Source organism: Halopiger djelfimassiliensis (assembly GCF_000455365.1).
Taxonomy (GTDB): domain Archaea; phylum Halobacteriota; class Halobacteria; order Halobacteriales; family Natrialbaceae; genus Halopiger_B; species Halopiger_B djelfimassiliensis.
In genome coordinates, this window is record NZ_HG315684.1 from 1,123,754 (window position 1) to 1,138,759 (window position 15,006).

At 66.3% G+C, this 15,006-nt stretch carries 19 protein-coding genes; 15 read left to right on the top strand and 4 right to left on the bottom strand.

The window, feature by feature from the left end:
- Nucleotides 1-4: 4 nt before the first annotated feature.
- Genes TX80_RS05600 through TX80_RS05610 form a run of 3 tightly spaced genes read left to right on the top strand, consistent with a single transcriptional unit; the run spans nt 5 to nt 3,446 of the window.
- Complete coding sequence (locus tag TX80_RS05600; protein WP_049922024.1) at nt 5-1,246, top strand: hypothetical protein; 1,242 nt, start codon at nt 5-7, stop codon at nt 1,244-1,246.
- A gap of 59 nt (nt 1,247-1,305) precedes the next feature.
- Entirely contained in the window at nt 1,306-1,629 is a 324-nt protein-coding gene (locus TX80_RS05605) for an EMC6-like membrane protein (protein WP_049922026.1), read from the top strand.
- Between the two features lie 2 nt (nt 1,630-1,631).
- Nucleotides 1,632-3,446 carry a ribosome biogenesis/translation initiation ATPase RLI gene (locus TX80_RS05610; protein ID WP_049922028.1) on the top strand — a complete coding sequence of 605 codons (1,815 nt, stop codon included), beginning with the start codon at nt 1,632-1,634 and terminating at the stop codon, nt 3,444-3,446.
- 227 nt (nt 3,447-3,673) lie between these two features.
- Here the strand turns inward: TX80_RS05610 and TX80_RS05615 are convergent, their stop codons facing one another.
- On the bottom strand, nt 3,674-4,195 hold the full coding sequence (locus TX80_RS05615) for an archaemetzincin family Zn-dependent metalloprotease (RefSeq protein ID WP_049922030.1): 522 nt from the start codon (nt 4,193-4,195) through the stop codon (nt 3,674-3,676).
- Nucleotides 4,196-4,264: 69 nt separating this feature from the next.
- Between TX80_RS05615 and TX80_RS05620 the strand changes: the two genes are divergently transcribed.
- The 3 genes from TX80_RS05620 (at nt 4,265) to TX80_RS05630 (ending at nt 6,369) form a co-directional block, all read left to right on the top strand.
- Nucleotides 4,265-4,654, top strand: a complete 390-nt coding sequence (locus TX80_RS05620) for a UPF0146 family protein (protein ID WP_049922031.1) — start codon at nt 4,265-4,267, stop codon at nt 4,652-4,654.
- A 72-nt stretch (nt 4,655-4,726) separates the two neighbouring features.
- Complete coding sequence (locus TX80_RS05625; protein ID WP_049922032.1) at nt 4,727-5,617, top strand: TIGR01548 family HAD-type hydrolase; 891 nt, start codon at nt 4,727-4,729, stop codon at nt 5,615-5,617.
- 119 nt (nt 5,618-5,736) lie between these two features.
- Nucleotides 5,737-6,369 carry a hypothetical protein gene (locus tag TX80_RS05630; RefSeq protein ID WP_049922034.1) on the top strand — a complete coding sequence of 211 codons (633 nt, stop codon included), beginning with the start codon at nt 5,737-5,739 and terminating at the stop codon, nt 6,367-6,369.
- A gap of 23 nt (nt 6,370-6,392) precedes the next feature.
- On the opposite strand, the gene TX80_RS05635 is transcribed toward TX80_RS05630, so the two are convergent.
- Nucleotides 6,393-7,244: a glycerophosphodiester phosphodiesterase gene (locus TX80_RS05635; RefSeq protein WP_049922036.1), complete on the bottom strand. Its 852-nt coding sequence runs from the start codon at nt 7,242-7,244 to the stop codon at nt 6,393-6,395.
- Nucleotides 7,245-7,352: 108 nt separating this feature from the next.
- Between TX80_RS05635 and TX80_RS05640 the strand changes: the two genes are divergently transcribed.
- The 4 genes from TX80_RS05640 to npdG all read left to right on the top strand — a co-directional run bounded on the left by TX80_RS05640 (nt 7,353) and on the right by npdG (nt 10,241).
- On the top strand, nt 7,353-7,586 hold the full coding sequence (locus TX80_RS05640; RefSeq protein WP_049922037.1) for an Lrp/AsnC family transcriptional regulator: 234 nt from the start codon (nt 7,353-7,355) through the stop codon (nt 7,584-7,586).
- A gap of 96 nt (nt 7,587-7,682) precedes the next feature.
- On the top strand, nt 7,683-7,940 hold the full coding sequence (locus tag TX80_RS05645) for a hypothetical protein (RefSeq protein WP_049922038.1): 258 nt from the start codon (nt 7,683-7,685) through the stop codon (nt 7,938-7,940).
- A gap of 186 nt (nt 7,941-8,126) precedes the next feature.
- Nucleotides 8,127-9,479 (top strand): hypothetical protein, encoded by a 1,353-nt coding sequence (locus TX80_RS05650; protein WP_049922040.1) that lies wholly within the window; start codon nt 8,127-8,129, stop codon nt 9,477-9,479.
- 93 nt (nt 9,480-9,572) lie between these two features.
- Entirely contained in the window at nt 9,573-10,241 is a 669-nt protein-coding gene (gene npdG / locus TX80_RS05655; RefSeq protein WP_049922223.1) for an NADPH-dependent F420 reductase, read from the top strand.
- Between the two features lie 63 nt (nt 10,242-10,304).
- Here npdG and TX80_RS05660 read toward each other — a convergent pair whose 3' ends face one another.
- The gene (locus TX80_RS05660; protein ID WP_049922224.1) at nt 10,305-10,574 is read right to left on the bottom strand and encodes a thioredoxin family protein; all 270 of its coding nucleotides are present in this window, start codon (nt 10,572-10,574) and stop codon (nt 10,305-10,307) included.
- Between the two features lie 83 nt (nt 10,575-10,657).
- Complete coding sequence (locus TX80_RS05665; protein ID WP_049922041.1) at nt 10,658-12,175, bottom strand: hypothetical protein; 1,518 nt, start codon at nt 12,173-12,175, stop codon at nt 10,658-10,660.
- Between the two features lie 98 nt (nt 12,176-12,273).
- Between TX80_RS05665 and TX80_RS05670 the strand changes: the two genes are divergently transcribed.
- The 5 genes from TX80_RS05670 (at nt 12,274) to hisE (ending at nt 14,969) form a co-directional block, all read left to right on the top strand.
- Complete coding sequence (locus TX80_RS05670) at nt 12,274-12,435, top strand: preprotein translocase subunit Sec61beta (RefSeq protein ID WP_049922042.1); 162 nt, start codon at nt 12,274-12,276, stop codon at nt 12,433-12,435.
- 117 nt (nt 12,436-12,552) lie between these two features.
- Nucleotides 12,553-13,434, top strand: a complete 882-nt coding sequence (locus tag TX80_RS05675) for a VOC family protein (RefSeq protein WP_049922043.1) — start codon at nt 12,553-12,555, stop codon at nt 13,432-13,434.
- Between the two features lie 68 nt (nt 13,435-13,502).
- Nucleotides 13,503-14,126 carry a pyridoxal 5'-phosphate synthase glutaminase subunit PdxT gene (pdxT, locus tag TX80_RS05680; protein WP_049922045.1) on the top strand — a complete coding sequence of 208 codons (624 nt, stop codon included), beginning with the start codon at nt 13,503-13,505 and terminating at the stop codon, nt 14,124-14,126.
- 90 nt (nt 14,127-14,216) lie between these two features.
- Nucleotides 14,217-14,684 carry a bifunctional nuclease family protein gene (locus TX80_RS05685; RefSeq protein ID WP_049922047.1) on the top strand — a complete coding sequence of 156 codons (468 nt, stop codon included), beginning with the start codon at nt 14,217-14,219 and terminating at the stop codon, nt 14,682-14,684.
- Complete coding sequence (gene hisE / locus TX80_RS05690) at nt 14,685-14,969, top strand: phosphoribosyl-ATP diphosphatase (RefSeq protein ID WP_049922048.1); 285 nt, start codon at nt 14,685-14,687, stop codon at nt 14,967-14,969.
- The last annotated feature ends 37 nt before the right edge of the window (nt 14,970-15,006 follow it).

A 15,006-nucleotide genomic window follows, 5' to 3' on the forward strand; every position in this document is an offset into this window, starting at 1 on the left:
GACCATGAACGCGATTCACAAGTTCGCCGTGTTGTGTATCGTCGCGGGGGCAGTGCTGACTTCGGGACCGGCGTTCGGGTTCGGATCGCTGGCCGCGGACCGCGGCATCGGGATCGCCGTCACGGACAACGAAAACGCGTATCTCACCGTTGAACCGATCGATACCGTCGTCACGGATCAGAACGATCCCGAGGAGGTCATCCGGATAACGAACAACTTCGACGAGACGCTCGCGCTGGAGACCGACGTGCGGATCCGCGACGACGGACTCGAGGAAGCCTCGTCGTTCGACGGGGAACTCCCGGCCGGCGAAGGAACGACATATGCGGTAACCTGCAAGCCGGGGTCGGGGTCCGGAACGACGCGACTCGAGGTGACCGTTCGATCGGCCTCGGGTAAGCGAACGGCCGTCGACGGCGTTACGGAGACGATCACGGTCCAGCGGGACTGTCCGGGACGTTCCCCGCCCGGACAGGCATCCGGCTTCGATTCGATCGACGCGAGCGACGTCTCCGGCTTCGTCGACGCGGGCGAGGAGCGCCAGGAGTTCCGGTTCACGCTCGCCGGAAGCCGACAGCCGAACGAACAAATCGAGATCGATCTGCGCGACCCGCGGGACGACGGCGTCGATTACGACGGGACGTTCTACGACGGCGATGTCCGCGTCGAGCGCGGCCATGGAACCGTCTGGACGAGCGGGGACAGTCTCGTCTATCAGGTATCGTCGAAGGACAAACACGCCGACGAGATCGTCCTCTCCGCCGGCAGCTATGCGACCGACGGTGACGGCGGCCCCTACGACGTAGTGTTTACTCGGCGCGACACGAACGAAGCAGGGACGACCCAGTTCGAGATCGACGGCGTCGAGGGCGGAGACGAACCGTTCATGGACGTCACGGCGACAGACATCCACCCCGACGACGAGCGCCAGACGTTCGGTTTCACGCCCGGTCAGGGTGTCGATTCCTGGGAGTACGTTCGAATCGACGTCAGTGACCCGGAAGGAAGCGCCGTCGACTACGACTGGGACGTTCGACTCGAGGGAGGCCCGGGCAGCGACGATAACGTCTGGCGCGAGGGCGACGAAATCGTCTATCAGTCGAACGCGGAGAACGACGCGGGAGACGACATCCGTGTCTCGATCGGGATCGAGGTCACGGAGGGCGGCGGACCGTACGACGTGACGTTTACCCGGACCGACACCGGGGACCGCGAGACGGACGCGTTCGAGATCGCTGGCGGGTGACGAAACGTCCGTCTCCACAATGCGAACCCCTTTTCACCACCGACGACAGAGTTCGTCCTATGTCGACCGAATCGATCAGCGACCGACGCGAGCACATTCGCTCGATCGGCGTCACGGCAGTCGCCGCGTTGCTCGGCGTCGGCGCGGCACTCGCCTCCGCAGCCATCACCGGCGGTCTCGCCGTCAACGAGGCGGCCGCTGACAGGCGAGCGCTGGGGTTCGTCCTCGGCGCGATCCTCGTCCAGTTCGTTCTCTACACCGCCTCGGGGATCTACGACGACGACGAGTTCGGGACGAAACACTACCTGTTCGTCGCGTTCATGACCTTCGCGTTGTGGTTCGTGACGTGGGGGATCCTGCTTACCGCACAACACCCGGCATAACGATGGCGGACGATAGTATCGCAGTCGTCGACCTCGATCGCTGTCAGCCGGACCGCTGTAGTTACGAGTGTAAAAACTACTGTCCACCCAACCGCACGGGGAAAGAGTGCATTACCCTCCGCGGCGAGGAAACCCCGGAAGGCCAGCCCGAACAGGTCCGGATCTCCGAGGAGATCTGTCTCGGGGAAAGCTGTGGGATCTGCGTCGAGAAGTGTCCGTTCGACGCCATCGAGATCATCAACCTGCCACAGGAACTCCAGGACGACCCCGTTCACCGGTACGGGGAAAACGCCTTCTCGCTGTACGGCCTGCCAGCGCCACAGGAGGGACAGGTTACCGGCATTCTCGGACCGAACGGGATCGGGAAGACGACCGCCGTTCGCATCCTCGCTGGCGAACTCGAGCCGAACCTCGGCCGCCACGACGAGTCGCCGGGGTGGGACGACGTACTCGAGGCTTACCGCGGAACCGAACTGCAGGACTACATCGCTGACGTTCGCGACGGCGAGATCACCGTCGCCCGCAAGCCCCAGTACGTCGACCAGATTCCAAATCAGTTCGACGGCAACACCCGCGAACTGCTCGAGCGGACGAACGAACGCGACGCCCTCGACAACCTCGTCGAGCGCCTCTCGATCGAACCGGTCATGGAGCAGTCGATCGACGATCTCTCCGGCGGGGAACTCCAGCGGGTGGCACTCGCCGCGACGCTGGCCCGGGACACGGACTTTTACTTCCTCGACGAGATCACCCCGTACCTCGACATCGGTCAGCGCGTGACCGCGGCACGGTTGATCCGCGAACTCGCCGAGGAGGAGGACAAGTCGATGCTGGTCGTCGAGCACGACCTCGCAATTCTGGATCTGCTGGCGGACACGCTGCACGTCGCCTACGGTGAACCCGGCGCGTACGGCGTCATTACGCCGCCCAAGTCCGTCCGCAACGGGATCAACGAGTACCTCTCCGGATATCTCGACAACGAGAACATGCGGATCCGGCCGGATCCCATCGAGTTCGAGGAACACGCACCCCGAACCGCGACCCACGGCGACGTACTCGTCGACTACCCCGACCTCACCAAAAGCTACGGCGACGGCGAGTTCACGCTCGAGGTCGAGGGCGGCGAGATCCGCGAGAACGAAGTGCTGGGAGTCGTCGGTCCCAACGGGATCGGGAAATCGACGTTTGCGAAGCTGCTGACGGGGAACATCGCACCCGACGAAGGGGACGCCGATCTGGATCTGGAGATCTCGTACAAGCCCCAGTACGTCACCATCGACCAGCACATGCGGGTCGACGCGTTCCTCTCCTCGATTACCGACCAGTTCGGTTCCTCGTACTGGAACACCGAAATCGCCCAGCCGCTCCAGTTAGAGCGGATCATGGAGCAGAACCTCTCGGACCTCTCCGGCGGCGAGCGCCAGCGGGTCGCGATCGCGGCCTGTCTGTCGGATTCGGCCGACCTCTACCTGCTCGACGAACCATCAGCCCACCTCGACGTCGAACAGCGCGTGCAGGCGACAAGCGCCATTCGGCGGTACGCCGAACAGCAGGACGCGACCGTGATGGTCATCGACCACGACATCTACATGATCGACCTGCTTGCGGACCGGCTGATGGTCTTCGACGGCGAACCGGCCGTCGAGGGATATGCCGGCCAGCCACAGTCGATGCGCGAGGGCATGAACGAGTTCCTCGCGAACCTCGAGGTCACGTTCCGCCGCGACGAGCGCACCTCCCGGCCGCGGATCAACAAGCCGGACTCCCAGCTCGACAAACAGCAGAAACAGGACGGCGAGTACTACTACGCGCCGTAAGCCGGAACGGACACTCGCCATCGAGACGTTCAGACGAGGGGCGTTTCGATTGCGGACTCGCGTCTCGGTGGTGCCCCGAAGATCCGCTTCCATACCTCTGGAACACCTCCCGACTGCGGGATGCGTAGGAGCTCGGAACTGGCGGACCGAGTACCCGTCTGAGACAGTCAGCAACCGGAGGTGGGGTCATCTCACATAGACACGGGTCCGACGGTCTGATACGCCCCTTAGCTAATCAGTCGTTGACAGCTCCCACAGAGGTTTTCCTCCTTGATGTCGACTTCGCGGACGGTCGGCGAGAAGTTCATGACACAGCGGTTGTTGTCGCAGTGCTCGAGGCCGTAGGTGTGGCCGATCTCGTGGACGATCTCCTTGCGGACGCGGTTTTCGAAGATTTCGTTCGCGCTCTTGTTCGAGAAGCCGCCGTCGCTCGAGGTCTGGAGCCGATACGTCGAAACGACGCTGCCGCTGCCGTCGAGATAGGCGAGGCCGAAGACGTAGTTCCGTCGCCGATAGAAGAGGTCGTGAGGCGTGATCGCGATGTTTTTCTCCCCGCGGCCGACGCGTTCGGCGAGCTGGATGAACGATTCGGCCGAATACTGGTTCCGGCTGGAGTCGTACGCGCCGTTTGGAACCGACTGCGAGTCGCTGACCGACACGTCGCAGTCGTAGACCGATCGCAACGCGGTGGAGGCCGCCCGCTTGACCGTCGCGGACACGTTGCCGACCGGCACGATATCGACGAGCATGGCAAACGCTATGGGCGCGGGTGTCATAAACGTCCCGCCGTGAACCACGTCCGTTCCCCGCGTGAAACAATGCTCGATTACCTCCTGACGGCCGACCACGTCGTCGAAGTCGGGATCGGTCGCCGGACCGATCTTGCGCGTGCGCTGACGAAAAAGGGCGTTTCGGTGACGGCAACGGATGTCTACGAGCGAGCCGTTCCCGACGGGGTTCGGTTCGTCCGTGACGACGTCACCGATCCCGACCCGTCGATCTACGCGGCCGCCGACGTCGTGTACGCCCGGAACCTGCCGCCGGAACTCCACCGGCCGGCACTCGAGGTCGCCCGCGACGCCAATGCCGCATTTCTCTTCACGACGCTCGGCGGCGACCAGCCCGCGGTGCCGGTCGAGCGACACACGATCGCGGAGGGAACGCTGTACGTCGCTCGGACGGACGCACCCGGCGACGCCCTCGAGTGAACGACGACCGGGTCGCGGAGCTACCGAGGCGAATCCAACCACCTTTATCCCCGTCGGACCGTCCGGACGGGTATGAACGCAGACGCCGTCGTCCTCGACATCGACGGGGTACTCGTCGACGTCGCCGACTCCTATCGGCGGGCGATCGTCGAGTCGATCGAGTACGTCTACGGGCGAACGATCCGCAAGGCCGACATCCAGCAGTTCAAGGACGCGGGCGGGTTCAACAACGACTGGGAACTCACCCACGCGGCCGCGCTGTACGTCCTCGCCGCCGAAGAGGGATACGACGAATCGATCGACGAGTTTACCGACCGGATCGCCGCCGCGGGCGGCGGACTCGAGGCGGCCGAAACCGTCGTCCGCGAGGGGATCGGCGCGCGAGCAACCCAGCGGGTCACGGACCGCTGGGACCGCGAGCGCCTCCGTGATGTCTTCCAGCAACTGTACCTCGGGGCCGACCGCTACCGGGGGCTCGAGGGCGGCGAGCCGGACGCCGACCTCGAAACGCGTGGATTCATTCACGACGAGCCGGTGTTGCTCGAGGGCGACGCCCGCAGTCGCCTGCTCGAGGACTACGACGTCGGCGTTCTGACCGGACGGCCGGAAGCCGAGGCCGAGATCGCACTCGAACGCGTCGGACTCGAGGACGAGGTGCCCCTCGAACACCGCTTTACGATGGACGACTGGGAGGAGGGAAAGCCACATCCGAAGGCGTTGACGACGCTCGCCGCACGGTTCGACGCCGACCGCGTCGTCTTCGTCGGGGATACGCTCGACGACGTGCGGACGGCCGTGAACGCAACCGAATCCGATCCGGAGCGGGAGTACGCCGGCGTCGGCGTCCTGACCGGTGGACTGACCGGCGAGGAGGGCCGCCGAAAGTACGACCGCGAAGGTGCGGTGGCCGTTCTGGAGTCGGTCAACGAGGTTCCCGATCTGCTCGCGACATCGGACGCCTAGTCGAACCCGACGCCGGACCCGAATCGCCGTCGAGCAGACGGCGAAGGTTGGAGGTGGAAACCATCAATAGTAATTTATCCTAGTACACCTTGGGAATTAACAGCGAGGTGTCCCAGCCGGTGACGCGTACGATTCGAACACTCCAGACGACGGCCCGATCGATCTGTGTCGAAATCGGCCGTGCGCTTGGGACGCTGGCAGGGACGACGTGGTTTTCGGTAAACGCGTTGATGGCCGGGACCCGGCTCAGTGGCGTCGAACCGACCGACGCGGGACTCCCGGAGGAAAGCGCGTGGCTGTTCGTTTTCGCCGTCGCCGCCGGGGCGACCATCTGGCTCGAACAACGCGGCTACGAACGGATCCGTGCGGACACGACGGGTGGTGGCGCGTTCGGGTTGTTGTCCGTGTTTTACCTCCCGTTTGCCTTCCTTCCGGCGGGGTATGCACTGGCCGTAAGCGTCGGCTGGCCGCCCGCGTTCGTGAACATGTATCTGCTCGGCTGCGTTCTGGTGGCCGGTTGGCTCGCGTTTTACGGCGGTCTCGACCGGCTCGGACTCGAGGTGACGCATTTCGGACGCGCGTTCGTAACGGTGCTCGGACTGATGGTGGCCGCTGTCGTCGTCGACGCGCTGTTCGTGTCGACACTCATCGAAACGGTCGTCGACCGAACGTGGATCACCGAACGCGCGACGCGGGCGACGCTTGCACTTGCGGGACAGGGGATCACGCTACTGCTCGGCTATAAGGTGTAGACGGCAGCCGACACCGACAACGCCTACGCGCTCGAATCGGCTGTCGACGACGTGAACCGGGCCACGTCAGGGACGTCCGCGATGATCCCGTCGACGCCCGCCGCCGCAAGCTGGTCGTACTGGATCCAGGAGTCGATCGTCCAGACGTTGACCGTCCGCCCCTCGGCGTGGGCGCTCTCGAGGAGGTCGATCGATGGGGCGGCGGCCGGGAACCCGGCGTAATCGGTCGTCGCCATCGACGTCCCGGCGATCGCGTTTCGCGGCGGATGGACGGCCTCGCAGTCGTAGCGGCGCGCGATCTCGAGGCCGGACTCGAGGTCATCCCACACGAGCGCCGCGGCGGGGTACTCCGGGGCGACGTCGCGGACGGCCGCGAGCGCGCCGGCACAGAACGAGGATGCGAGCACCTCGCCGCCGAAGTCGTCGCAGACATCGACGACGCGCTCGACGAACGGCGTCCAGAGCGCCCGTCGCTCGGCCCGCTCGTCCGACTCGAGCGGCTCGGCGAACCGCAGGTCGGCCGTCCCCGGATTCTTCAGTTCGACGTTGACGCCGACGGTCGCCGGAAGCGCTTCGAGCAACGCAGCGAGCGTCGGCACCGTCTCACCGGTTCCGAGGACCCGCGCCGATCGGATATCCGCGAGCGGCGTCTCGCGGACGAGTCCGGCGGCGTCGGTAAGCGGGCGTCCCTCGCGGGCGTCGGTCCCCTCGAGTCGGTCGTCGTGGATGACGACCGGCGTGCCGCAGGCGGCCGGCTGGACGTCGATCTCGATCATGTCGGTGTCGTCGCGTTCGGCCGCCCGGACGGCCGCGCCAACGGTGTTTTCGGGCGCGACGCCGGCGTAGCCACGGTGGGCGATGAGGGCGGGTGGCATACCGGAGCAACGACCGGGGCGGTAATGGAGCCTGTGTTCGACGGCGGGGCCAACATTGATCGTGGCTCGAGTGGGAGGGTCCACCACCCCACAGTGGGGGTGAGACGCATGACCGACGCGTACGTCAACATCCTGGCCGACGCCGGTGCCGTCAGCGCCGTGGCGGACGAAATCGGCGGCATCGACGCGGTCAGTACGGTCCACGTCGTCACCGGCGAGTACGACGTCATCGCACAGCTCGAACTCGACGACCCCGACGACCTCCCCGCAGTCGTCGCCGACGAAATTCATACCGTCTCGGGTGTCGTCGACACGGTAACGAACGTCGCATTCGAGCCGTAAACGCACGGGAAAAACGGTACCGCAGTTCGGCCGGTATCGGCGGGCGTGGCGACTCCCGGCCGATGCTTGAACACCCTCGCCGCCGAAGCGACGCCCATGACCGACACGACGATTGCGGACGTCGAACGGAGCCTCGAGCGCGCGACCGACCTCGAGACCGAGGAGGCGATCGCCGTCTTACGGACGGCACGGCAGGACGTTCGGGCGCTCGGGAACGATCCAGACGTCGACGAGCAACGCCGACAGGCGCTCGCGGAACGGGTCGAACAACGTATCCGCGAGGTCGACGAACGCGACGCGTACGACAGCGGGCTCGGTGCGGCGATGAATCCGGACGACGACGACGCGCCGTAGGCCCGCTCGGCGGGGGTAGCCCGCGGCTACAGCCGCGGTCGGCAGCCGGCGGGGCGTAATGGGCGACCTACATCGCCTCGGAAACGCCGACGGGAAAGCGCCGCGACGCTCGTCGCCTCCCAACGTTGGGTTGGGAACGCAACGGTCGGCCGTCTTTTTGCCGGCATCACGGCGTAGCGACGTACAATGAGGGGACAGATACGACGACGGGTGCTGAAACGCGTCGCGACCGGCGGTGTCGCTCTCACAGCAGGACAGTGGGTCACCACGGGGCAGGACGACCGCTCCACGGCGGACGCGCTCGAGGACCCGGTCGACGCGGTCGACGCGCTCGAGGTCTCGATCGTCGACACGGACGCGCCGGTCGGCGCGGGCGAGTTTCTCAGGGTGACGGCAGCAATCGAGAACACGGGAACGACGGCCGTCCGGGCCGAGGTCGCGCTCGTCGTCGGACACGATCCCGAACGGGTCGGCCGCCGCCGACTGACGATCGAAGCCGGCGAGACCCGGACGGTCCGACAGGGGTTTTTCACCTATCCGGTCCCGCGGGAGTCGACGTTTCCGGTTCGAGTGGTCGCCGACGGCGTCTCGGCCGAACGCACGGTCTCGGTTCGTGGCGCGTCGACGCTGCCCGTCGCCAGCCCCGACGGCGAACTCGCCGTCCAGCCCGAAACTCGGGTGCTGTTCGAGGCCGGAGCCGTCGAACCGGGCGAGTCACAGCGGACCGTCTGGTGGGTCGATGGGGAACGGGTCGGTACCTCCATCGGGCCGTGGCAGTCGACGTACTACGCCGCGTTCGACGCCGACTACCGGTGGCAGTCGTTCGAGACGCTCGGAACGCACGAGGTCGCCGCGGCCGTCGTCCCGCAGGAGGGGACGCGAACGTACGCGGCGCGCTGGCGGGTCGAAGTCACAGGCGGCGGCCACGCCTCGCCGTCAGTCGAGGCCGTTCGACCGCGAAGCAGCGTCGTCTCCGTCTCTCGAGGCGAGACGGTCACGTTCGAACTCGAGGCGACCGACCCCGACGGAAGCCTCGATCGGGTCGTCTGGTGGCTGACCCAGTCCGACGTGATCCTCGGCACGAGTGATCTCGAGGGGGCGACCGACACGGCGCGGCTGTCGACGGACGCCGGCTGTCACACCTGTCGCGTCCTGCCGTGGGTGATCGCAACCGACGGGACCGCAACCGCGCTCGAGGACGCCTGGCAGTTCCGGCGGCGAGAGCGGGAGCCGTCCCCCGACGCCGTCGACGTACGGATCGGCAGCACGAACGCACCCGTCGACGCCGGTGAATTCCTCGAAGTGAGCGCCGTCGTCGAGAACGCGAGCGGAGCGGGCAGAACGGCGGAACTCGAACTCGTCGTCGGTCACGATCCGACGGTCGTGGACACACAGACGGTGACGCTCGACCCCGGCGAGACCCGGACGGTCACGCTCGGGTACGAGACGTATCCGACCAGTCAGGACGAGCGGTTCCCCGTCCGTGTGATCGGGGGTGGCGACGACGACGAAGTGACCGTTCTGGTCGTTGCCCGGTGACGGTCCGATCGGGGAGCGCCACGGCAGCCGAAAACCCGGCGAGATCGGCCGACCTCCCACCCTTTTATTCGCATGCCGTCCGCACAGCCGTGTATGCGAATCGCACTACTCGGCGGCACTGGCGATATCGGCGAAGGACTCGCGCTCCGGTTTGCACGCGATACCGACCACGAGGTCCTCATCGGATCGCGTGACCCCGAGAAAGCGCGGGACGCGGTCGCGGACTACGAGTCGATACTCGAGGACCACGGAGCCGACGCGACCGTCAAGGGCTTTGCGAATGAGATGGCGGCCGATCGGGCCGACGTCGTCGTCCTCAGCGTGCCGCCGTACTACGCCGGCGACACCGTCGACGCGGTCGCGGACACGCTCGACGAGGAGACGATCCTCGTCACCCCCGCGGTCGGGATGCAGGGCGACGAAGACGGGATGCACTATCATCCGCCGGGGGCCGGCAGTGTCACCGAACTGGTCGCCCAGCGAGCCCCCGACGCGGTACCGGTCGTCGGCGCGTTTCACAACCTCGCGGCGGGCAAACTCGCCGACCTCGACGCCGAGTTCGATCTCGATACGCTCGTCGTCGCCGACGACGACGGCGCGAAAAAGACCGTCCGTGACCTCGCGGGCGAAATCGAGGGCCTGCGCGCGCTCGACGCGGGACCGCTCGGAAACGCCGCGGAAGTCGAAAGCGTCACGCCGCTTGTCATCAACATCGCCAAGTACAACGAGGAGTTGCACGACGTCGGCGTAAAGTGGATCTAGGGGTCCGAAAACGGCGGAATCAGTGATAGTAGTTCGGCGTCGTCGGGACGCGGGCGGAACGGATTACGCGCCGGCGGACTCGAGGGCGTCCTCGAGGTCCTCGCGCTGGGTTACGCCGACGAACCGCTCGACGATGCCGTCGTCGTTTTCGATGATGAGCGTCGGCAGCGAGCGCACCTGATATTCGTTGGCGACGTCCTGTTGTTCGTCGACGTTGATCTTCTCGACCTCGAATCGGCCCTCCCAGTCCTCCTCGAGTTCCTCGAGAATCGGGTCCTGGGTCTTGCAGGGGCCACACCAGTCAGCGTAGAAGTCCTTAAGTGTGACAGTCATACGGTTCATGGCTAGTTTCAACGCGCCGCGCATAAGGGTTTCCCACTTGCGTTCGAACGGTGGAACCCGCGTACGGCCCGCCGTTACGCGAGCCAGTCGGCGAAGGTTCCCTCGAGCAACGTTTCCCGCTGACGTTCGACGTAGGACCGCTGCATGGCCGGAAGCGCCTCGTCGAGGGGCGCACCCGCCTCGAGTCGCGCTTCGACGCGGCGTCGTTTCCACGCGGCCGGGGTGATCCCTCGCTCGAAGCGGGCCCACAACGGCTCGAGGTAGCGGTCGATCGCCGCCTCCGACAGGCCGCGCGTCTCGAGGCCGTCACGCGCCGCCGAGAACAGTTCGTCGTAGCGCTGCGTTCGGTCGGTGGTGGGCTGGCCGTCGGCGTCGATCCACGTCAGGTCCGCCTCGAGACCGTCGCGGACGGCCGCGAAGAAGTTATCGCGTGCCCGATCCCACTCGAGGGTCCCGATGGGATGCTCGCGGCGAGGAAGACTCTCCATCAGGCCGGCGAAGGCAGCGAGGAAGGCGACGCTGTCACGAACCGTCGGCTGGGCGGGAAGCGGTCGGAACTCGATCCGGGCGTTCGCGTTCGCTTTCGACGGCGCATCGAATACCGGACGGATCCACCGCCAGTAACTCCCGTGTTTGTACGAGAGGTGGCGGTATCGGTCGTCGAACCGGCCGCAGGCCTCGAGTTCGGCCGGGACGATCGGGACGTCCTCGGCGATGCGATCGACGGCTTCCTCGACCGTCTCGAGATCACGGGGAAAGCGGACCTTCGCGGGCGTGTCGTCGCTCGGCCGCATGACGCTCTCGAAGACGCCGATCCGGTGTTCCATGTGGCCGTCCTCGAGTACCGCCCGCGGGTCCGCGCCGTCGTCGTAGCACTCCGGCGGGAAAAACGGCGCGTTGACCCCGAGTGCGAGCAACGGCCCCGCGATCCGGATCGCGTACCGAAAGTACTCCGGGAGAGCCGACGCGTGGGGTACCTGATAATGGGGCTGGATCGAAGTAATCAGCGACTCGAGTCCGATGGTATCGGCCGACACGTCGACGTGGGGGGCCTCGAGCCGCATCCGCGCGGGGTAGGCCGCGTTCGACATCGCCTGATAGCGAACGTCGTCGCTGACGTTCGTCGAGATCGTGACCCCGTCGCGCTCGATGGTGTCTGTGAGATACTGCTGCGCGGATTCACCGGTCGGCGGAACGGTCCAGATGCCGTCGCTGACGAGGTCGATCCCCTCGGAGCGGGTGCGCTCGCGTGCGGCCGCGAGCCGGGCCTGTACTTCCCGCTGTTGGGCGACCAGCCCGTACGCGTTCAGCGGTTGCGGGCTCGTGTTCATCTCGGCGTTGTGCAGTCCCATCTCCGTCCCGAACCCGATAAACCGGAGCAGCCAGCGCGGAACCCGGCGCAACGTCGCCATGTCCCGGTCGACGCCGTAGAACTCGTACTCGAGGCCGACGATCGCCTGCGGGTTGTCGAACACCCCCGCACGGAGGTCGGCTTTGAGCCGCTGTGCCTCCGTCTCGACGCGCTCGCCGAACCTCGCCGGATCCGTTGCGATCGTCTCCGTGATGTCCTCGACGAGAGCCGAGTCGATCATAGCTCCGTGTAACCGTTCGGGAGACGGACTAATGAACGTATCCGGACCGAGCGGCGACACGTCGAAAGCTTTAGTTCGGCCCGCCCGTATGGACGGGTATGGACAGCGGACAGAACACCGGCGGACTGATGTCCAGTGCCGGGCTCATCCGGTACTTCGACTCCGAGGACTCGAACGCCATTCGTATCGACCCCAAGACGATCATCGCGACTGGCGTCCTGTTTGGCATCCTCGTACAGCTTCTGACGTTCGTTTCGTAAGGACGTCACCGACGCACCGACTCGGACGACCATCCGGTTTCGAAACAAGAGACGAGTGGCGACGCCGGAAACCGGGTCGGCCGTGGCCACTATACGCGGAACGGACCTAGTGGGCCTATGACGGCTGCTTCCGCGTCGCTTCCGGAGGCGACGCGTCTCGGACGAACCGCGCTGGTGGTCGCCGACCGAGCGGCGATGACGGAGTTCTACCGCGATGTCGTCGGACTCGCCGTCCAGCACCGCGACCAGTCGACGACGACGCTCGGGATCGACGGAACGCCGCTGCTCGTGTTACAGACCACCAAAACCGCTCGACCGCGGGATCGGGACCGAACCGGACTGTTCCACAACGCGTTTCGCGTCCCCGACCGCGGTGCGCTCGGGGCCGCGCTGGCTCGGATTCGCGATCGGTGGCAGCTCGAGGGGGCGTCCGACCACGGCATCAGCGAGGCGCTCTATCTCTCCGATCCGGAGGGTAACGGCGTCGAAATCTACTGCGACAAACCCCGATCGGAGTGGCCGCGGACCGACGACGGAACCGTCCGGGCGCTGTCGACCCCCCTCGCCCTCGAGTCGCTGGCGGCCGACGCGACCGGAGGCCCGGCGTCGACGGTCCCGGCGGGGACGACGGTCGGTCACGTCCACCTCGAGGTGTCCTCGATCGACGCCACGCGGCGGTTCTACGTCGAGACGCTCGGGTTCGACGAGACGATCGAGGGATGGTCGTCGGCATTGTTTGTCGCGGCGGGGGACTATCACCACCACGTCGGAGCGAACGTCTGGCAGGACCGATCGAAGCCGGCGACCGAAGACCAGCGCGGACTAGCGTGGTTCGAACTCGTCGTTCCGGACGACGGGGCGTTCGACGCGGTCTCCGATCGACTCGCGGCGAGCGAGGTCTCGACGCGGCGCGTCGAGGCCCCCGACGGGAGCGGCGACGACCCGCTCGAGGTGACCGATCCGGACGGAATCCGGATTCGCATCCGCACCGCGGCGTGAACGACCCCTGAGACGCTACCGCTTCCCGTGGCGCGCCATTTTTGACGGGGCCGTCCCTACCGCTCCGCATGACACTGGTTGCAGGCGTCGTGGCCGTCCAGGGCGACGTCGCGGAGCACGCAGACGCCATCGAGCGAGCCGCCGAAGACCACGGCCGTGCGGTCGAGGTCCGGGAGATTCGGGAATCCGGAATCGTCCCCGACTGTGACCTGCTGGCGATGCCGGGGGGCGAGTCGACGACGATCTCGCGGCTGGTCCACAGCGAGGGGATCGCCCCCGAGATCCGGGACCACGTCGCCGCGGGCAAACCGCTTCTCGCGACCTGTGCCGGGCTGATCGTCGCCTCGAGCGACGCGGGCGACGATCGGGTCGACGAACTCGGGTTGCTCGACGTCGCCGTCGAGCGAAACGCCTTCGGCCGCCAGAAGGACAGCTTCGAGGCCCCGCTCGACGTCGACGGACTCGACGAGCCGTATCCGGCGGTGTTCATCCGCGCCCCGGCGATCGACGACGTGGGCGACGGCGACGCGACGGTGCTCGCGTCGTGGAACGAACGCCCGGTTGCGGTCACGGAGGGGCCGGTGATCGGGACCTCGTTCCACCCCGAACTGACCGCCGACAGCCGGATCCACGGGCTGGCGTTCTTCGAAAACGACGCGGCAACGGTGCGGGCGCTCGAGAACACGCAGTAGCGGCGTCGGTCGCCCCGGATTCCGGGGACCCGGGCAGTGCATGCATTCGCGACCGGACGTGTTTTCTCCCTGCTTCCCAACGGTAGGGATATGCACGCATCCATCGACGCGGTTCGCGTCGCGGGGACCCCACAGGGACCGGTGCCGGTGGTCGTCCTCGCCGTCGAGGGCGAGGACGACGTCGTCCCCATCTTCATCGGGTTCAACGAGGCGACGAGCATCGCCCGCGGACTCGAGGCCGAGGACATCGGTCGCCCGCTGACACACGACCTTCTGCTCGACGTCATGGAGGAACTGGGCAGCCGGATCGATCGGGTCGTCGTCAGCGAAATCGAAACGCGCGAGGACGGGCAGGGCGGAACCTACATCGCCGATCTGCACGTCGAGACGCCCCGGGGCGAGACGGTCATCGACGCCCGGCCGAGCGACTCGCTTGCCCTCGCGGCCCGGACTAACGCCTCGATCGAAGTGACCGAGGAGGTCTTCGAGGACAGCCGAGACGACAGCGAGAAGTTCGAGCAGCTAGAAGACATCCGCAACGTCTCCGGTGACCTGTAGATGGACGAGACACTCGAAGAACTGTTTGCCGTCATCGAGGACCGCAAGGAAACGCTCCCCGAAGACTCCTATACCGCCTCGCTGTTCACCCACGAGAAAGGCGAAAACGCGGTGCTCGAGAAGCTCGGCGAGGAAACGACGGAGCTCGTGCTCGCGGCGAAAGACGACGACGGCGACGAGATCGCCTACGAAGCCGCCGACATCGTCTATCACTTGCTCGTCCTGCTTTCGATGAAGGACATGAGTCTCGAGGACCTGGAAACGGAACTCGAGGCGCGACGCTGAGACGACCGACTCACCGACGCCGACGGGCGGCTCCGCC